This window comes from Limnobacter sp. SAORIC-580, assembly GCF_013004065.1.
GTDB classification, from domain to species: domain Bacteria; phylum Pseudomonadota; class Gammaproteobacteria; order Burkholderiales; family Burkholderiaceae_B; genus Limnobacter; species Limnobacter profundi.
Genome location: NZ_CP053084.1, coordinates 1 through 18,737, shown reverse-complemented (window position 1 = coordinate 18,737; position 18,737 = coordinate 1). Strand labels below are relative to the sequence as shown.

General features: G+C 46.9%; 15 protein-coding genes. 3 read left to right on the top strand and 12 right to left on the bottom strand.

Translation table 11 applies throughout. The annotated features are described in order from the left end of the window. Positions 1 to 7: 7 nt before the first annotated feature. Complete coding sequence (locus HKT17_RS00075; RefSeq protein WP_171096862.1) at positions 8 to 1,441, bottom strand: restriction endonuclease subunit S; 1,434 nt, start codon at positions 1,439 to 1,441, stop codon at positions 8 to 10. Beyond that, positions 1,438 to 3,390, bottom strand: coding sequence for a type I restriction-modification system subunit M (locus HKT17_RS00070; RefSeq protein WP_171096860.1), 1,953 nt, complete (start codon positions 3,388 to 3,390; stop codon positions 1,438 to 1,440). Before HKT17_RS00070 ends, HKT17_RS00075 begins: the two co-directional genes overlap by 4 nt. Before the next feature lie 258 nt (positions 3,391 to 3,648). Between HKT17_RS00070 and HKT17_RS00065 the strand changes: the two genes are divergently transcribed. Beyond that, entirely contained in the window at positions 3,649 to 4,359 is a 711-nt protein-coding gene (locus HKT17_RS00065) for an endonuclease/exonuclease/phosphatase family protein (protein WP_205882461.1), read from the top strand. Positions 4,360 to 4,402: 43 nt separating this feature from the next. Here HKT17_RS00065 and HKT17_RS00060 read toward each other — a convergent pair whose 3' ends face one another. The 7 genes from HKT17_RS00060 to HKT17_RS00030 form a co-directional block, all read right to left on the bottom strand. Beyond that, entirely contained in the window at positions 4,403 to 4,654 is a 252-nt protein-coding gene (locus tag HKT17_RS00060) for a type II toxin-antitoxin system Phd/YefM family antitoxin (protein ID WP_171096858.1), read from the bottom strand. 229 nt (positions 4,655 to 4,883) lie between these two features. Then, positions 4,884 to 5,144: a hypothetical protein gene (locus tag HKT17_RS00055; protein ID WP_171096856.1), complete on the bottom strand. Its 261-nt coding sequence runs from the start codon at positions 5,142 to 5,144 to the stop codon at positions 4,884 to 4,886. A 94-nt stretch (positions 5,145 to 5,238) separates the two neighbouring features. Then, complete coding sequence (locus HKT17_RS00050) at positions 5,239 to 7,095, bottom strand: TniQ family protein (protein WP_171096853.1); 1,857 nt, start codon at positions 7,093 to 7,095, stop codon at positions 5,239 to 5,241. Beyond that, on the bottom strand, positions 7,088 to 7,984 hold the full coding sequence (locus tag HKT17_RS00045; protein WP_205882460.1) for a TniB family NTP-binding protein: 897 nt from the start codon (positions 7,982 to 7,984) through the stop codon (positions 7,088 to 7,090). Before HKT17_RS00045 ends, HKT17_RS00050 begins: the two co-directional genes overlap by 8 nt. 86 nt (positions 7,985 to 8,070) lie before the next feature. Further along, positions 8,071 to 10,044 (bottom strand): TnsB C-terminal domain-containing protein, encoded by a 1,974-nt coding sequence (locus HKT17_RS00040; RefSeq protein WP_171096849.1) that lies wholly within the window; start codon positions 10,042 to 10,044, stop codon positions 8,071 to 8,073. Then, positions 10,041 to 10,853 (bottom strand): TnsA endonuclease N-terminal domain-containing protein, encoded by an 813-nt coding sequence (locus HKT17_RS00035; protein ID WP_171096847.1) that lies wholly within the window; start codon positions 10,851 to 10,853, stop codon positions 10,041 to 10,043. The genes HKT17_RS00040 and HKT17_RS00035 overlap by 4 nt, the downstream gene beginning before the upstream one ends. A 168-nt stretch (positions 10,854 to 11,021) precedes the next feature. Continuing rightward, positions 11,022 to 11,510, bottom strand: a complete 489-nt coding sequence (locus HKT17_RS00030; protein ID WP_240965853.1) for a helix-turn-helix domain-containing protein — start codon at positions 11,508 to 11,510, stop codon at positions 11,022 to 11,024. 218 nt (positions 11,511 to 11,728) lie between these two features. On the opposite strand from HKT17_RS00030, the gene HKT17_RS00025 reads away from it, so the two are divergent. Together HKT17_RS00025 and HKT17_RS00020 are read left to right on the top strand one after the other, a co-directional pair. Beyond that, positions 11,729 to 12,499, top strand: a complete 771-nt coding sequence (locus tag HKT17_RS00025; protein ID WP_171096843.1) for a hypothetical protein — start codon at positions 11,729 to 11,731, stop codon at positions 12,497 to 12,499. A gap of 110 nt (positions 12,500 to 12,609) precedes the next feature. Beyond that, positions 12,610 to 13,227, top strand: a complete 618-nt coding sequence (locus tag HKT17_RS00020; RefSeq protein ID WP_171096841.1) for a hypothetical protein — start codon at positions 12,610 to 12,612, stop codon at positions 13,225 to 13,227. Positions 13,228 to 13,453: 226 nt separating this feature from the next. On the opposite strand, the gene gyrB is transcribed toward HKT17_RS00020, so the two are convergent. The 3 genes from gyrB to dnaA all read right to left on the bottom strand — a co-directional run bounded on the left by gyrB (position 13,454) and on the right by dnaA (position 18,734). Next, a complete protein-coding gene (gene gyrB / locus HKT17_RS00015; RefSeq protein WP_105027771.1) occupies positions 13,454 to 15,979 on the bottom strand; it encodes a DNA topoisomerase (ATP-hydrolyzing) subunit B in 2,526 nt (841 codons plus the stop codon). A gap of 32 nt (positions 15,980 to 16,011) precedes the next feature. After that, entirely contained in the window at positions 16,012 to 17,118 is a 1,107-nt protein-coding gene (gene dnaN / locus HKT17_RS00010) for a DNA polymerase III subunit beta (RefSeq protein ID WP_105027770.1), read from the bottom strand. Positions 17,119 to 17,345: 227 nt separating this feature from the next. Beyond that, a complete protein-coding gene (gene dnaA, locus HKT17_RS00005; RefSeq protein ID WP_171101578.1) occupies positions 17,346 to 18,734 on the bottom strand; it encodes a chromosomal replication initiator protein DnaA in 1,389 nt (462 codons plus the stop codon). Between the last annotated feature and the right edge of the window lie 3 nt (positions 18,735 to 18,737).

Sequence of the window (18,737 nt, the reverse complement as noted above, 5' to 3'; positions counted from 1 at the left end):
GGGATCCTTATTCTTCCTCGGTAATGTAGTCAGCTGCTGCTACTTCCGATTCGAAATCTTCTTCTGTTGTTTCCAACACGGGATCTGCATCCAGTGCCGCCACTTCTTCATCGGAGACCAATCCACGGACGTCGATCTTTCCAGTCACGGCGGCGTTAATGAGGGCTTGCCGACGTTCAATTAATAACTGCATAGCTCGATTCGCAGAAGCCTCTAATTTTGAAAATCGCTGTTCATTTTTATCCACAAAGTTTTGAATTTGTTCTGATTCGGAAATTGGAGGTATTGGAATAACTAATTCTCTAACTGTTGCAATTGACACTTCATTGAATGTTGAGCCTTGCTTGGACAATTCCCAGTAACGAGAAACGTTTGAACTTCTCAAAACACTTACCAAAAACTTGGCCTGAATCTTGGTGGTGTCCAGCTCGATTCGAGCCACCCCCCTTGAAAGGTTCGCTCCGCGAAGATGCTCCGGAACAACATATGCAGCACCGATAGAAGCACGTATTCCTAAAATTACCTCACCACCGATTAATCGAGAACGAGGATAGTTAATAGCAATTTCAGGGCTTGTTTTTTGCAAGGTTTCTATTGAAAAACTACCTGTAGTCAAGTTTGTAGTTTGGATAAAAGGTATGCCCTCTATCAGTGGCTCTCCTGGTTGGACTATCCCATAGGAGATTGAGGTTCCCATTTTTATCAGAGAACTCAGTTTTCTAATATTCCAATGTTCAGGAACCTCACCCAACCACTCAACCCCGCTGTCCTTCATCTTCACATTCGGGTCTAGTCCTTTCGTGACCGCCTGACTAATCACAGCCTGACGCTTTTCCTGAAGCAGCTTGATCAGCTTCTGCTGCTTTGCGATGAGCTTGTCGATCTTGGCCGTTTCACGGTTGAGGTAAGCGGCGATTTGGCGTTGCTCTTCCCTACTTGGATTTGGAAATCGAAGCGCCCGAATAGTATCTTGATTAATGTTGGGCTGCCCGCCACCGATTGCTCTCCTTATTATCGAAGCCTTGGCTGCCTGAAAACAATAATAGTGAAACTGGTAGCTACCATTCCTCGGGTTAGAAAGAACACAGCATGCCTGATTGGTACACGCCTCTACTCCGAAGATGCCGAGCCGACCAATCGTCGCACCATACATCGCAATCGCAATGCTATTAACAGGAAATTTTTTCAAGGCAGATGTTCGGTCAAAAACCTCGTTTGGTACTTCCTTTTGCGTCCTTGTGATTCTTGATTCCCTCAGTTCTCCAGTGGTCACCCAAGGTACGCCCACACCGTAATTGTCGTCCTCCAGCGTGGATGGAGTTGTGCCACTTCCGATAGTCTCGAAGATTAAGCTGAGCTTTTTCTCTATCCAATCCACTGGTATGGATTCAACCCAATCTTCATTGGATTTTTTTAGCGGGCGCACATTGGAATATTTCATTCAGCAACCTCACTCAGCAAAGCCACAATCTCAGCTGTCACTGCCTTCAAATCAGCATCGATTTCTTCCAGTGAACGTGGAGGCACATACTTGTAGAAATGACGATTGAACGGAATCTCGTATCCAACCTTGGTCTTTTCATGGTCAATCCAAGCATCAGGAACGTGCGGCAATACCTCACGTTCAAAGTAAGCCTGGATGTCGTCCTTCAGCGGTACGTTTTCGGTGTCACGCAAATCAGGGTTTGATTCAACGTTGCCTTTCTTGTCAGTGCAAACCACTGCTTCATCATCTTGCTCGCCAAAAATTCCAATCACTGCTTTTTCTTGAGCTGCGGCCAAAACAATACCTGCTGCTGAACATGCAGACTTCAGGTCTTTCTCGAAAACTTTTCGATCCATCCAAACCTTGCCTACTGGGAAACTAGTCAAAGCATTATTCAAGTTTGCAAGCCCAGAAGCTTCCAACTTTTGCAGAGGTTTCGAGTCATCAATTAATGCAAGCTTTTCAGGAGTGATTTCAAACTTCAACTTCAGTGGCCGTTCAACAGTGATGGTGGAGTAGCCAAAATCCTCATTATCAAAAATTAAGGAGTGCTCGGTGGTTTTGAAGTCACCGTAAAGTTTGGTGATCTGTTCAATGTGATCCTGGCTAAGCTCCTTGCGTTTCGAGCCAAGACTTTTGCGCATCTTTTGGTAGAAATCGGCGCCGTTTATAAGCTGTACCTTACCTCTGCGCTCAGCCGGTTTGTGATTGGAAAGAATCCAGATGTAGGTGGAGATCCCCGTGTTGAAGAACATGTCGGTTGGCAAGGCAATGATTGCTTCCACGAAATCATTCTCAAGCAAGTAACGACGAATATTTGACTCGCCAGATTCTGCGCCACCGGTGAACAAAGGGGAGCCATTCAGGATGATGCCAATGCGACTACCACCTTCACTGACTGGGCGCATCTTGGATACGAGGTGGAGCAAAAACAGCAGAGAACCGTCAGACACCCGAGGCAGGCCAGGTCCAAACCGGCCGGAATAACCACGCTGCTGATGCTCAGTGGTCACAAAATCCTGAACGTTTTTCCATTCAACACCAAATGGTGGGTTGGACATCATGTAGTCAAACTTCTTGTCCGGCAGACCGTCTTCAGACAGCGTATTGCCACAGATGATGTTGGCAATGTCTTGCCCTTTAATCAGCATGTCCGCTTTACAAATTGCGTACGTATCTGGGTTCAGTTCTTGGCCATACACCACGAATCGAGCACGAGGATTGAGCTCCATGCCACGATCCTCGGCAACTGACAAGATGCCGCCTGTACCACTTGTAGGGTCATAGATGGTCCGCACAATACCAGGCACGGTTAGTGCCTCTTCATCGGCTGCGAACAGCACATTCACCATCAGGCGAATTACCTCTCTGGGGGTGAAGTGTTCACCGGCCGTCTGGTTCGAATCTTCAGCAAACTTCCGGATCAGCTCCTCAAACAGGTAACCCATCTGTACGTTGGATACTGCCTGGGGGCTCATGTCGATCGTGGAAAACTTCTGTACTACCAAGTACAGCAGGTTGTTTGCATCCAGAGCATCGATGTAATTCTGAAACTTGAACTTGTCAAAGATGTCCCGCACATTCTCAGAGAATGACGAGACATAGTTGATCAGGTTTTGTTTGACGTTGGCCGAGTCCCCTAGAAGGGTTTGGATATCCATTGGAAACGTGTTGTAAAACTCTAGCCCAGACTTCTTCAACAAAAAGGCATGGGCAGCATCACCAAGCGCCTTTTTGCTTTCATATTCGGCCAAGACCGCAGCTTTGGTTGGCGCCATCACGCAATCTAGGCGACGCAAAACGGTAAACGGAAGAATGATTTTCTCGAACTCGTAATGACGGAAATTTCCGCGGAGAAGGTCGGCCACCGACCAGATAAACGAGCTTAGGTTTTGATTTGACATGCTGATTCTTATTGTTGAATGGGATTACCGCAAAATCTGAGGTGACATTTTCCGCACTTGCGAAGGTCGTCACCTACCTCAATATTATTTGATGAGTGTATAGCGAAACATTCACTGGATAAACCATCAGGTTGCGAGAGGAGCCAATGCAGGCGCGGTACTCAGTCAGGGGACCAATTTTAGGGGGGTATTTTGAGGGCGATATTTTTCTGTGATTTGCGTCACTATCCCTCAAAATAAAATATTAGGGTATAGAAAATGACCGAGCTGAAAGTTATCACCTGGAACTGCAACGGCGCCTTTCGCAGAAAGTTTGATCAGCTGCGTGAATTCGATGCAGATATCTTGGTAATCCAAGAATGTGAGGATCCTGCCAGGTCAAAAGACTCCGCATATCAAGCCTTCGCGTCAAACTATCTTTGGGTAGGGCCGACGAAAAATAAGGGTATCGGTGTCTTCGCACGTCATGGAATACCGCTGACCAAAATTGCTTTTGACGTAGGGCGGCTAGAACTTTTCCTTCCAGTCCTCATTGATCACCGATGGCCGTTGCTTGCCTGTTGGACACGACACGCTAATTCACCCACTTTTGGCTACATAGGCCAACTTTGGAAACTGCTACAAATGAATCCGCCGTTTCTATCAACAGCCGCAGCCATGGTCATCGGCGATCTGAATAGCAATGCCAAGTGGGATTTGTGGGATAGGTGGTGGAACCATTCAGATGTTGTGCGAAAGCTGGTTTCCCTCGGATTAAAAAGCGCTTATCACCAACACTTTTCCGAACTTCAGGGTGAAGAAACGCAGCCAACGCTATTTCTGCAACGCAAACTGGAGAAGCCTTACCACGTGGATTACGGATTTTTTGGTCAAGGCTGGGGAGTTCAAGATGTTGAAGTAGGAGGCCAAACTCCATGGCTAGAATTGAGCGACCACATGCCTGTTGTGTTCAAAATAGCTCAGAGATAAATTCCTGGCCATTACAGGTTGTTAGGGGTATGTAACAGAAGATTCAATCTTGTTGTATCCCAAGGAACAAGTTAGCCACTTCATCATTCATTTCATCGATGGAATCGGGCACTTCAAACAGGCCCTTGGCGACCCCAAGCCGTGGCCCATGGGCATTCCCTGAATCAAGTGGCACCAGCCTTGCGACAGGACGTCCATTTCTCGCAATGATGATTTCGCATTGTCTACCCGTCTCGATATCCTCTACCAAGCGCGATAAAGATGATTTGGCCTGATGCATGTTGACGATATACATAAACACAACCCTCCCCCTGGGATCAGTCTTATCCAGCTCATCTGAAAAATCAAGTTAGCCACTCAGATGCGCCTTGATTCGGCCAAGGTCGCACGCCGAAGTGTTGCCGAAATCGGAATGGGTCGTCTGCGTAGTAATGCCCTTGGCCAACTATGGAATTTGCTGCAAATAGATCTACCGTCTCTGTCGGGGTTCTCGACGCTGACCAATCAAGGGTTTGGCGTGATGCTCAGGTGCCAGTCGCCTGTTGTCGGAACGGATCAAGAGCATTGCGGTTGATCCTGTAAATCCCAGCTTTCACCAGCACCACTTTATGTTCAATCAAGAATCGAAGGCCGATCTCATACTCACGGTCATAGATCTTCAAAGTATTTGGAAAGTGGGTGAATGACCCATTCGGCGACATGATGGCCGCCGCTGCATCAAGTACCTGGGCAGCTTCAGGGCAAGCCAGTGCAATGTTATTTCGAACCGTCGTGTTGAGTTTCATGTGCGGCAATATACTGTATTAATAAACAGTATATTGCCATGATCAATCCGATTCGCCAATATCCATTCTTGAGATTGGCCTTGAAATAACAGAACTACGCCGCCTTGGCCTGGTTTGGCAATAATAGCTTGCCAAGCTGCGTGACCTCGATCAAGTACCCTCGGCTTACACCTTCACTCACTTCAAAACTACCCACCGTTTTCAGGCCCTGCGATTCGATCGTCCTCAAGAGCATTCTTGAACTTGTGCCAAGTTTGTCAGCCAACGTGGAAAGCACGATGTAGGTCTGCTGAAACTCTGCCAAAGCAGACACCGGAATCAAATTTACCTTTTGACCACGTATCTCGCTTTCCAAGGAACGAATAATCCCTTGTTTGACCCATCCCCGAATTACCTCGTCCTTTATTTTTAGTATGTTGGCGACATCGACAATTTTGAGTAAAGGTTCTTCTTCACCCGATTGCAAAATCTTCCGAACATCAGATTCCAGGAATTCAAGGTCCCCGAGCTTCTTCTGCTTGGTGGAAGAGGCGACAGTCAGTGATCCATCGAGAAGTGCCATATAAAGTGCTCGATGGATAGCAGTGTTTGTTGTCATCCTCGCGCAAAAATCCTTCAGCTTCATCTTTGGACCATCCTTAGTTTGAGTCTGGGTGGTCAACTTTTGGGTGAACGTATCTATCGATGTTGCTGATATCGCTCGACTAGAATTCAATCCCACCATCTCAGCATCTAATGCCTCAAAAATCCCATATTCAATGAAGTACTCGATGGATTTACGACTCAAGCCTGTAACTCTCATCGCATCCGCTTTGGTCATAAAACTCCGCAAAAACTGATCCAATTCAGCGGCAGAAGATTTCTCAATCAAAATACTGCGTGTTTTAAGTTCATGAGGTATTTCCGCATATCTCAGTACCCCGCGTTCAACCATCCCCATCACTGTTTGCTCGTGAATACGCAAATGATTAGCAAGTTGTGCCACTGACAAATAACGGGAGTTCTCCGTGGTGGCTACCTTTTCGTTGATGTGGTATTTGCCATCTGAATGCAAAGTTACCGCATCACGCACGGCACGAATGAAACCAGGGTATCGACCTGAACCACATAAGTTGGTCAGCTTTTTAATCCAATAACCAAGCCTTTGTTCAGCGGAGAACGAATCCGGCGGGGCCAAGTCCAGCCTAAACTTCACAAGCTCATTTACGCGGTTCGGAAAATTCTCAAATAGTGGCAAAATATCTTGCACGATCGCAACCGACTGCGCCAAAGACTTTGGTTTTAGCGCCTTACCGTTCGATAAATTTTGGTTGTGCTCCGAATGGGCATAAAGAAATTCCACCAAGGAAATAAAATTGCTCCACTGAATCGGGTCGGTATTTCCAAAATCATTCATTGGCGGGCAGGGTGTTATATCCGTGGCCAAACGCCTGTTCATCCACTTTTCTGCATTTGAAATCTTCGTTGTTTTGATCAATGTCAAATCTCGACCGCAATTGCATGCCTTTAGGTGGTACCTATCCTTTGCGATATCACTTCCACAAACATCACAGCTCTCGACAAGCCGAACACCATGCTCGGGGCATGCAGTACAGAGAGTGTGTTGCCATATTTGCTTGGCATAACCATGCTCCTTCAGGCACATCGGACAGACCGGCGTTGTCGATATTCTGTAATGACGATCTTGAATGATGGTGCTATTGTCCTGTTCGATTCTTCTCAGGTTTGCCAGATCTCTGACGTTCTGAACCGTGATTTCCGCTACCTGTTCTATATACGTAAACACTGACTTGTTAATTGCAAAGCCAGGAATTGGTCTAAGCAATTCCCGAATTCCTAGCAGGCCGTTGTGATCTGCCACACGCAATAAATAGCTTTCCAACCCTTCACCACTTTTGGGGACAAGCACGTTGGGAACGCGGGGTAATTCAATGTGTGCAAAATTAGACATGATGTGCAAGCCTCCCGTTGACGCCAACAATCCGCGTCAAATCTTCTTTCAAAATCATCTGCTCCCAACGAACGGAAAATTCGCGATCAGAGATATCTCGTTCAAACGGGTTTCCATCAAGGTCGAAATCTACGGCGATTCTCTCGGCTGCAGCACCAAGTAAATTCTTGTTAATCCCAAATTTTTGATTGGTTCTCAAAAACTCCAGCTGCAAGGAGTGCATGAAATTACTGACCAGTCCAAACCGCCCTGCGGATAAAAAATAGAGCGCACGTGTGAATCGTTCACGACCAACCTCAATGTTGTATGGTGCAGTTACATAAAAATCGTAATAGCCCTTTACAGCACTGACGAATTGCTTGTATTGCTCAGGATCAGAGTAGTCATAGGGCATAAACAAGACTCTGCGATCCGATCGATTGGCAAGTTGCGTGTTGTTAAGCCACAGCTCTTCCGCATTCGGTAGCCCCACGAAAATGAATGTGATGGGAACTCGTTCAAACAATTCCTTCAGTACGTCCGCAGCCCCACGAAAGGATTTGCTTCGACCAGCGTCGGTCATCTGCTGAATTTCATCAATGATAAGAACCTGGACTTTGTGCAGCTTGAGTTGGCTTATGGCCAAATCAAATTTCTCGCTTACAGTTCTGCCAGCAAACTTCTCCATCGACAAACCATAAAGAATGGCCATGGCCAGTCCAGTCTTTGAGCCGCCAGTTTGCATCGTGATTTTCAGTACAGGGATAATTTTGCGATTATCACTATCAACGGTTTCAAGAGACTTGTAGTCAGAAATAACGTGGTCAACGACCTGTGTTTTTCCAGACCTTGAGGGACCAAGTATCCATTTCAAGCTTCTGTAGGCACCAGCGACCACTGGTGGGTTCAATCCTTCGTTGATGTAAATTCTGAGTGTTTGCTCAACACGCTTAAAACTTGGATGTCGGTGTACGGTGTTATTGATTATATTTTCTGTCATTGATAATTTTTCTTTGTCACAATCTCTGGCGCTTCAATCGACTCGTAGTCGATATTCCATTCAGTACTTTGGGTTAAATAGGTTGGTTCATCAATTTCTTTTTCATTTGTGGTTCGACCCGTGGTCATTGATCGCACCAATTTAGCGGCCTCTGCGACCTCTTTCTTGGCCGACGAATGCTTCTTTGTTTTCGTCGTTGCCCTTTTGTTTACGCCATCAAAAAACACGCCAAGCATTTTTTGATACTCGACAGCGATCGTATCGAAGTCAGATCTACCATGTGTTTTGTCAGCATTGGCTATCAATAATCTGAGCGTTGTGTAATCCACAGGAGGGTTTCTTCCGATATCCCAATAGATGTTGTTCAATCGAATCTTCGATCCCTTGTTGATTGGATCAATCACATCGATGTAAGTACAGTCGATCGGGTCATACAAAATTTCCACTTTTACGCCAGGGCCCAGTTTTGAATACAACACAGCATATTCAGAAGAGGAATACTTGCATTTCTCAAACGTAATTCCGCCCCTATCCGTTGTGCGCGTTTCTCGAATCATTCGTGCATTGGCCATGTCTTGCATAGTTATTGGCTCTAGTGCAATCATTTCCTTCTGCAAGCGCACAAGTCTTTCTGCAGGTGAAAAACCGTAATCTTCACCCTTGGCTACTGATCCGATAACGTGCCTATCCAGTGATCTCATGCTGTAGTCATCAAATACAAATCGAGTTATCAGCATCTTCAATTCTGAAAAATCGATGATCGCTGTCTTCATACCAAGGTCTGTTTGTGGCCGAGCGTTGGTAGTTTTTGGACCACGCGTGGATCCAGGAAGACTTGATGTGAAATCCTTCAAACTGCGGTTAAAGCGTTCGACAAATGGCTTTCGATATGGCGAATATGCAGGGTTGTATTCCACCGCAATTCCAAAAGCTGTGATCGATGAAAAACTCTCAGATCGAAATTCCGATCCGTTATCAAGCACTAGCGTTTGGGGGCGGCCCATGTATTCGATACGATTCATAACTCCATATTTGTCAAATTCTTCCTCGGTATATCCGTACATTGCCCGCTCAAGTGTCTTCAACACCTGAACCGTGTCCGGTGTATGAAGCGATATTTCCGTTGCAAGTGGAAAGCCCGTGGCCACATCAATTGCGACACACACCCACGGACGTATCGGTGCTGAACTAAGTGGTTGAGTGACGAACACATCAAGTTGCGTGCAGTCCATTTCAATCCTTTGGTATGGCAAATTTGTTTGATAGTTTTTCTGCCGCATGCTTCCCACTGAGCGTCGGGTGCGAGGATCAAACTTGGCAAGAACACGCCTGTCCCAAGGCTGCAAATTGACGTAGTAGCGAACCTGGTCATAAGACAATCTTTCCTCGAATCCTTTCTCCGCCAATTTCTGATTAATTATTTGATGTAACTCTTTAATACGAATGTAATGCTTACTTAAGTTCTCCTCCAAAGTGAACACGATGATCTGTTCTACCTCTTCAGAAAACACAATTTTGGACCTACCTTTTTTGTGGTGCTTGGGCGTAATACCTTCAAAACCGCGGTGACGGAAATCTCGGCACCAGCGTCTGAAGGTCCGCTCTGAACAAGACAAACTGTAAATGCCAATAACGTTTTCACAGGCATCCGCAGCTGTCATTCCATCGGTTACCAAACGCTCAAATTTTGCAATCGCATTTTGTCGACGCTTAGCTTCCGTGACGTATTCACTTTTATATTGGGGATCATCCATCACCCTTGACAGACTGCAGCGTGTGTCATGTTCATAATTCTCGCGAACATACAAACCAGTGGCGATATTTCGCTGCAGTTCCGTTAGTGTCACGGGAAAATCATGTTTGGTGTGAAGATCTGTGATCATCACCACCTGCGAATCTCTGTTCAGTTTTGAAATACACAAACGCGATGCGCCGGTTTGATACACCGTACCCGTTGTTATCTGCGTCATGTTCTTCTCCTTAAATCAAAGTGTTCATACCGAATGCAATTCATCGAATCATCGGCAGCACCAGACAACAATGTTTTTTTATTAATCACTTCACGCCAAATCGGCGCATCAAAAATCCCCATGACAATTGCCATGCAAACCTGTACTACTGATAATCCATTTGCATCAGCAATTTCAGAGACCGAAAGCATTTCTGCGCTCTCATGCATTTGCGCTGCAAACACTCGAACGGCTTGCAATTTTTCAGTCAAATCAAGCAATGAAGGAGGAACCTCTTTGGCGTTCATTTGATGATTAATGCTGTGTAGCAGCTTCAAGTTTTGAACACATGGCAATGTGTCCTCATAAGAACCCGCAAGGATTTCAAAATGAATCCCTTTAACCTTTAATAGCTCAGTGGCGGCCTCAATTTTTCGTGCGTAAGAATCAGTGAAATCAATCCAGGCCGCGTCTTTGATTTCAATGATTCGCACCGTTTGGTCTTGCATCGTTAAAGCGAAATCAGGTGTGTAAAGGCTTGCCTGCCGGCCACGTGTTTTAAGTTTTTCTCTGTAGCGATCAAGCTGATCTTTTGTGTGCAACATTTCACCGGTTGTTACATCAAGGGTGAAGGGTTGAACTTGTAACGTTTTAATGCGGGGATCAAGATCCATGGCATAGCCAGCAATGAGTTCGTGTCTGCTATCAACCACCGACTTTCCCTCCGGCGCAGACTTTAAGAGATGCGTGAAATACGATCCTTTTCTAAAGCCCCGCTTGCCAATCTGCCTGGTCTTACCCTTTTGATCTTTTTTCGTGAGGTAGGACATAGTTATATTTTTGTTGTTAACGAAATTATATCATGTATGATTTAATGAAGGCAATAATTTTGTTGTTGACAAAAATAGTGCCTCCGAAAATTCGTTGAATTTAGGTTATTAAAGGACTCGGGGACAGGACGGGGCGAGAGCTAAGGCTGTGGGCAGGTGGGGCGGCAACTAGTCGTTGTTGCTTGGATCAGGATCTTTTTTCGATTTCTCGATTGATTCACGAAGTACCTTCATCATGTCCTCCAGGGTTATGGCTTCGCCGATCTCACCTTTTTTCACGGGCTCCTTTCGTACTAACGTCAATTTGGGCTTTTGCCTGATGGGCACATAGGGTATTGGCTCCGGCGGCTTAATGGGAGCCGCCCTTTTACGAACGCGTGACTGCATTAGCACCGTGCCGGTGGGATCGTCCAGGAGAACGAAATCAATTTGGTTGCTCGCTCCTAGAGCTTGAAGGATTCCCAAGAAGCCACAAAACGAACCAATAGGCTCACCACGTTCAATGCCGCGTACCGTTTCGACACTGATCATCGCTCTTTCAGCGATTTGCTTTTGAGTCAGATTTCGCACCAGGCGAGCGAGTTTTATGCGCTTACCAAGGCGCTCAAGTGATACCCAGATCATTGGGCTTAGATGTCTTTCAGGTTCTCGTCTCATCGTCTCTACATCGCCTTATGTGCTAATAAACCATACTTAAACGCGGCGTAATGTCTAACTTATTAGCACTTATCTATCTGAACGGAGAGCGGTGCAAGGGGCCAAGCCAAACATTGCCGCCCCCACTATAGACCAGCGAATAAATTTGCTCAATATTTTTGTTATTGACGAAATTAAAAGAAAGGTTAAACTAGCGCTCTAAAGTAAAGGAAGCGATTTTGGCTAAAAGAAAGGAAAGCAAACCAGGTTTACCTTTATGGTACGACCAGGGTAAAGCTGCGCAATGGCAACTTGAGAACTCCAAAGAACTGAGCATTGCGAATCACCTCGCTGTCTATGCTGAGAACAATGGTTTGTCGGTGCGCATGTTGAAACGCTACGTGGCATTAAAGGAATTTGTCGATGAAAACTTTCATCAACATATCGGCAAATTCACGGACCAAACTCCGTATTCAAGCATCGAGGAACTGCTGAAACTCCACAAGCTTAACCCTGCCAAAGCGGCACAAATAGCCGAATCGGTGATCAGCGGACAGACTATTGCTGCTGGCGTGAAACATTTGATCGAGCTTGAGACCAAAGATTCAGGTAGCAGGAACGTTGACAACACTAGGTCAGAGGCACGCAAGGCCGCTTTCCAACTTCAACACGCGGTTGTAGATCGTGTGAACAAACACCCAGCGGACTTCGGCCTGTCCGGTACCTGGAAAGAAATTGATCTGTCAGGTCTATCAATAAAGCCGGACCTAGGATTTGAGACTGCAAAGGGTAAGAGGGTAGCAATTGAGATTCGCTACTTCTCGATGAATTCAAGTACGGCTTTTTTTCATCAAGCACTTACCAAATATGCTTGGTTGCAGATGAGCTTTTTTGATGAAGTGTATCTCGCTGTTAATCAGGATGCTGTCGATTTAGTTTGTGGATATGGGAGTGATTTCCAAACATGGACCGGCAAACCACTAAGTATTGTCGCGGTCTCATTAGATTAAAACTACGGGTCATCATGCCCTTGGTGATAACTGATGTACCCCACATCACAAATAAAGTAATTAATCTTTATTTGTAAACCTTACCCTTAAGATTTCCAGGTAACCATACAATGACATCAGAAATTCCGTCTTCTGTAACCATACTTGCTGCGGCTATAGGAGCCGGTGTCGCGCTTCTTGGCCATGGATTATCTTTTGGACGTGATTGGTTTAGTCAACGCCTCAAAGATGGCCAGCAGCGGACTTTTGTTGCACTTCGTATCGCAGCAGAGCTTGATGATTTTGCTATTAATTGTGCTTTGGCCGCCTCTGATCACGGCGAACCACAGATGGAACAGCACGGGCAAGAGGAATACAGATCCCGTTACAAAACTCCGACTTTTACTCTTGACTACTCAGCCTATGACTGGCGCCTATTACCAAAGGACCTGTTAATGCGAGTACTCGAGATGCCACATTTAACAAAGCAAGCTCATGCCAACCTTGACGGGGTAAGCGAATTTTTAGCCCATCCCCCTTACTATGAAGAATTCTTTCAAACTAGAAGTTTAAATTTTGGAAGACTTGGGCTTCGTGCTCTTCAAATCGCTAAGGATCTGAGACACCGAGTAGGCGCTGTTCCAGATATGCCGAGTCTTGATCCAGAAAGCGACTACGATGTTCATGCTGAACTAAATTGGGCAGTCAAAAAAGCACTCGAAGCAAAACCCGCTGACTTAGGTCTATAAGGTTTGATTGTTAAATCCTAATATTTTTGGAATTTAGGACAAAATCAAGATCAATTTTTTAAAAGATTCTCAAAATAAACTAAAAAAATAACATTAAATCAAGCAGTTGTTGACTCTAACAAAAACGGCCAACCGAAGTTAGCCGTTTCTCTATACCCTAATGTTTGGAGAAAGTTGGCCAACTATTTAACAGAAATGGCCAACTATTTTTTCGCTCCACATGTGCTTAAACGTCAATATTGCCGGCTTTCAAAGCGTTGCTCTCAATGAACGCACGACGGGGTTCAACTTCATCGCCCATCAGGGTCGTGAAAATTTGATCTGCCGCAATCGCATCTTCAATTTGAACACGCAGCAAACGGCGCACTGTGGGGTCCATGGTGGTCTCCCACAACTGCTGCGGGTTCATCTCACCCAAACCTTTGTAGCGCTGTTTGGTAATCGCTTTTTCTGCCTGTTCGCGCAACCAGTGCATGGCCTCGCGGAAGCTTTGCACTGCTTGCACCTTTTGCTTTTCACCTTCGCCACGCTGAATTTCAGCGCCTTCGGAAATCAAGCCTTTGAAGGTTTTCGCGGCATGGGCCAACAGTGGATAATCAGCACCATGAACAAAGTCAGGGTCGATTGTGGTGACACGCACATTGCCATGGTGGCGGCGGTGAATCAACACACGGTGCTTGTCACTTTGCTCATCGAACTGTGAAAACACAGTCATGATTGCGGGGTCGAGTACGGCCTGCAAACGGGCTGCGCTGGCTTTGGATGCTTGTTCTGAATCAAGATCCAGTTCAACGCCTTCCACAATCGCGTTCAGTACATCGGGATCGATCATTCGGCTTAAACGACGCACCACTGCTTCCACAGTCACAAACTGTCGAGCTAGTTCTTCCAGTGCTTCACCCTTGATTGGGTCTTTGCCTTCACCAGGAATCAGCGCTGCTTTTTCCATGGCAATGGTCAGCATGTACTGCGCCTCTTCCTGATCGTCTTTCAGGTAACGCTCATCTTTACCGTGCTTTACTTTGTACAGCGGCGGTTGCGCAATGTACACATGGCCGTGTTCAACCAATTCCGGCATTTGGCGATAAAGCAGAGTCAGCAAAAGTGTACGAATGTGTGCGCCGTCCACGTCCGCATCGGTCATGATGATGATGCGGTGATAGCGCAACTTGGCCAGGTTGAAGTCGTCCTTGCCAATGCTGGTACCCAAGGCAGTAATCAGCGTGGTAATTTGCTCCGAAGTCAGCAACTTGTCGAATCGGGCTTTCTCAACGTTGAGTACCTTGCCGCGCAGCGGCAAAATGGCCTGAAATTTACGATCACGTCCCTGTTTGGCTGAACCACCCGCAGAGTCGCCCTCAACAATGTAAATTTCGCATTTGGCGGGGTCACGTTCCTGGCAATCGGCCAGTTTGCCGGGCAAGCCAACACCGTCCAGCACACCTTTGCGGCGTGTCATGTCGCGCGCTTTGCGCGCAGCTTCGCGAGCACGCGCTGCTTCAACAATCTTGCTGCAAATCAGCTTGGCATCGTTAGGCCGTTCTTCCAAAAACTCACTGAGCACCTTGGCCACAATGTCTTCTACAGGTGCACGCACCTCGCTGGACACCAGTTTGTCTTTGGTTTGGCTCGAAAACTTGGGTTCAGGCACTTTCACTGACAGCACGCAGCACAGGCCTTCGCGCATGTCATCGCCTGTCACTTCCACTTTCTGTTTCTTGGCAATTTCATTGACTTCAATGTACTTGCCAATCACTCGGGTCATGGCGGCGCGCAAGCCAGTCAGGTGTGTACCACCATCACGTTGCGGAATGTTGTTGGTGAAACACAGCACCGATTCATTAAAGCCGTCGTTCCATTGCATCGACACTTCAACACCAATGCTGGTGCCGGGAATGCCACCATAAGTTTCGGCTGGGCGTTCACCCGCTGCATAAAACGTATTCGGATGCAAAATTTTCTTGTTGGCATTGATGAATTCAACAAAACCCATCACGCCGCCACTGCCGGCGAAATCGTCTTCCTTGCCAGTGCGCTCGTCTTTCAGACGAATACGCACCCCATTGTTCAGGAAGCTTAGTTCACGCAGGCGCTTGGCCAGAATTTCATAGTGAAAATCGTTGTTGTGCTGAAAAATTTCAGTGTCGGGCAGAAAGTGAACTTCCGTACCACGCTTGTCAGTGGTACCCACAATTTTCATGGGCGACACATCCACACCGTCTACCTGCTCAATGATTCTGTTTTGAACAAAACCACGGGCAAATTCCAGCTGATGCACCTTGCCTTCACGGCGAACAATCAGACGCAACCAGCTCGACAAGGCGTTCACACAACTAACACCCACCCCGTGCAAACCACCCGAAACCTTGTAACTGTTTTGGTTGAATTTGCCGCCAGCATGCAATTCAGTCAGCGCAATTTCAGACGCAGAGCGCTTGGGCTCATTCTTGTCATCCATCTTTACGCCGGTCGGAATGCCCCGCCCGTTGTCGGTCACGCTGATTGAATTGTCTGCATGAATGGTTACCACGATGTCATCGCAGTGACCCGCCAAGGCCTCGTCAATCGAGTTGTCAACGACTTCGAACACAAGGTGATGCAAACCGGTACCATCGGACGTGTCACCGATGTACATGCCAGGACGCTTTCGGACTGCTTCCAGGCCTTCGAGAATCTGGATTGAACCTTCGCCATAATCTGCGTTGTTGCCTTGTACGGGCAAGTCACCGCCATTCTGTGTTTCTGAAGTCATAAGAGTGTTGTTTTTTTCGTTTTATTGTCGTTTTAAATACGCATGGGCATGACGACATACTTGAAATCGTCTTTGCCTGGGGTGGTCACCAGTGCACTGCTGTTTCCGTCTTGCAACGTAAACTGCACGGTTTCCGACTTGAGGTTGTTCAACACATCCAACAGGTAGTTTACGTTAAAACCCACGTCAATCTCGGGACCTTGGTATTCGACTTCCATTTCATCCCGGGCTTCTTCCTGATCCGAGTTGTTGGCCACAATGGTCAAACCATTGGCACCCAACACCCAGCGAATACCTCGGAATTTGTCACTGGTCAAAATCGAGGCCCGCTGAAGCGAGTGCAACAAGGCGTCGCGGGAAATAACCACGTGGTGCTGATGGGTTTTGGGAATTACCCGCTGATAATCGGGAAACTTGCCTTCCACCAACTTGGTGATCAGGGTGATATCCGAAAAGGTAAATTTCGCCTGGTTGCTCGCCAAATCAATGGTTACAGTGTCATCGGTGTCATTCAGCAAACGCGACAGCTCTAGTACGGTTTTGCGCGGAATAATAACCTCATGCTTGGCGGTGCCACCTTGACCAGGTGCATCGGCATAGGCCAGGCGGTGTCCATCGGTAGCCACAGCGCGAACGCAGGCACTTTCAATCACCAACAAAACACCATTCAGGTAATAACGCAGGTCTTGTTGAGCCATGGAAAAATGAACCATGCCCAACAGATTTTTGAGCATTTTTTGCGGCAGACTGATTTGTGTCACCCATTCTTTGGGTTCCTGCACCAGCGGGAAATCCTCGGCGGGCAGGGTTTGCAAGGCAAAACGGCTTTTCTTGGCCTGTACAGACATTTTCTTGCCGTCCAGCTTCACCATGACATCCGAATCTTCGGGGAGTGATCTCAAAATATCCAGGAATTTCCTCGCAGCCACTGTGGTCGCGGTGTCTTCACCACCCGCACCCACTTCTGCACTGGTTTGAATCTGCATTTCAATGTCTGAAGACAGCAGTGTCAGCAGGCCGCCCTGTTTTTTCAACAGAATGTTGGCCAACACCGGCAAGGTGTTTCGACGTTCGACGATGTTGCTGACGATTTGCAGTTTTCGAACCAATGCATCGCGTGAGCTATGAATTAATTCCATTTAATATTTCCTTATAGGATTAGTTAATAGAGTTGATTCGATTCTGTGGACAACTCTATTTTTTCCTTTGAATTGAGCTTCTTAGGTTCTTTCAAAATGGGTGTAGAACTTCTGGGATTCAATCTGCATACTGTGGATAACTTTTTCCGATTTTTCCTGGTTCTTTTTTTCTGTGGATAACTCGTGTTGTTCTGCACGCTTATTACACAGTTATCCACAATTCTAAATCAACCCTTCAGGGTTTGGTCCAGCACGTGCAGCGCATGGTTCAACTCTGATGACTGATTTCGCAATTCCGATATCTTGTTTACCGCATGCAGTACCGTGGTGTGGTCTCTTCCACCAAACAACTCACCAATTTCCACGTAACTTTTCTCGGTTAATTCTTTGGCCAAATACATGGCCACTTGGCGCGGCAGCACAATTTGCGCTTGCCTGCGCTTTGAAAACATGTCTGCTACCTTGATTTTGTAGTAATCAGCCACTGTTTTTTGAATACTCTCAACCGACACCTGGCCATGGTGGACGGAAATCATGTCGCGCAAAGCTTCGCGCACCAGGTCCATGGTCACGGGCTTGTTGTGAAAACTGGCAAACGCCATGATTCGTCGCAGGGCGCCTTCCAGTTCGCGGATGTTGCTGCGCATGTGTTTGGCCACGAAAAAGGCCACATCTTCCGAAAACATAATTTTTTGCTGTTCGGCTTTTTTCAGCAGAATGGCCACTCGCATCTCGAGTTCGGGGGGTTCAATCGCCACAGTCAAACCGCTGTTGAATCGGGAAATCAGCCGGTCGTCCATGCCCTGAATGTCTTTGGGGTAGGTATCGCTGGTGATGATGATTTGCTTCTTGGCCGCAATTAATTGTTCAAAAGCATAGAAAAACTCTTCTTGCGTTCGGCTTTTACCCCCGAAAAACTGAATATCGTCGATCAATAGCAAGTCGAGCGAGTAATAAGAGCGTTTGAATTCTTCAAATGCCTTTTTTTGATAGGCCTTCACCACATCGCTGACATATTGTTCTGCGTGAATGTAACGAATCTGCGTATTGGGGTTCTGCTCCAGCAGGCGATTGCCGATGGAGTGAATCAGGTGGGTTTTGCCCAAGCCCACCCCGCCATACAAAAAAAGCGGGTTATAACTGACGCCCGGGTTGGACGCCACTTGTTCAGCGGCAGCCCTGGCCAGTTGGTTGGCACGGCCCGAGACAAAATTGGAAAAACAAAGGTCACGATTCAAACGGCTGCGTTCGTAAACTGTGGCAGCAATTTCGTCGCGTTTGACGGCGGCAACCTTGGGTGCACCTTGCGTGGCAGCTTCACTGTTGTTTTTGGCCGAAGCCGGGGGAGGGGCCACCAAAGGACTGGCCTGTTTGGCGGCCACTTGCCATTGAATGGCCATGTCGCAACCAAAAAACTCAGTGGCCAGTTCATTGAAACGGCCGCCATAGTTATTCAGTACCCAATCCAGCTTGAAGCGGTTTGGGGCAGCCATGCTCAGGCTGGCGGTGTCTTCATCAAATTCAACCACGGTCAGTGGTTCGATCCACAGCTTGATTTGTTGGGCTGGAATTTCCTTCCGAAGCGCTTCAACACAGTGGTTCCAGAATTGATCAATCAC

Coding starts and splice junctions, on each gene's coding strand:
- HKT17_RS00065 (WP_205882461.1), top strand. CDS start 3,649: ATGACCGAGCTGAAAGTTATCACCTGGAACTGCAACGGCGCCTTTCGC.
- HKT17_RS00050 (WP_171096853.1), bottom strand. CDS start 7,095: ATGTCTAATTTTGCACACATTGAATTACCCCGCGTTCCCAACGTGCTT.
- gyrB (WP_105027771.1), bottom strand. CDS start 15,979: ATGACTTCAGAAACACAGAATGGCGGTGACTTGCCCGTACAAGGCAAC.
- HKT17_RS00035 (WP_171096847.1), bottom strand. CDS start 10,853: ATGTCCTACCTCACGAAAAAAGATCAAAAGGGTAAGACCAGGCAGATT.
- HKT17_RS00075 (WP_171096862.1), bottom strand. CDS start 1,441: ATGAAATATTCCAATGTGCGCCCGCTAAAAAAATCCAATGAAGATTGG.
- HKT17_RS00030 (WP_240965853.1), bottom strand. CDS start 11,510: ATGAGACGAGAACCTGAAAGACATCTAAGCCCAATGATCTGGGTATCA.
- HKT17_RS00060 (WP_171096858.1), bottom strand. CDS start 4,654: ATGTATATCGTCAACATGCATCAGGCCAAATCATCTTTATCGCGCTTG.
- HKT17_RS00020 (WP_171096841.1), top strand. CDS start 12,610: ATGACATCAGAAATTCCGTCTTCTGTAACCATACTTGCTGCGGCTATA.
- HKT17_RS00040 (WP_171096849.1), bottom strand. CDS start 10,044: ATGACGCAGATAACAACGGGTACGGTGTATCAAACCGGCGCATCGCGT.
- HKT17_RS00070 (WP_171096860.1), bottom strand. CDS start 3,390: ATGTCAAATCAAAACCTAAGCTCGTTTATCTGGTCGGTGGCCGACCTT.
- dnaN (WP_105027770.1), bottom strand. CDS start 17,118: ATGGAATTAATTCATAGCTCACGCGATGCATTGGTTCGAAAACTGCAA.
- HKT17_RS00055 (WP_171096856.1), bottom strand. CDS start 5,144: ATGAAACTCAACACGACGGTTCGAAATAACATTGCACTGGCTTGCCCT.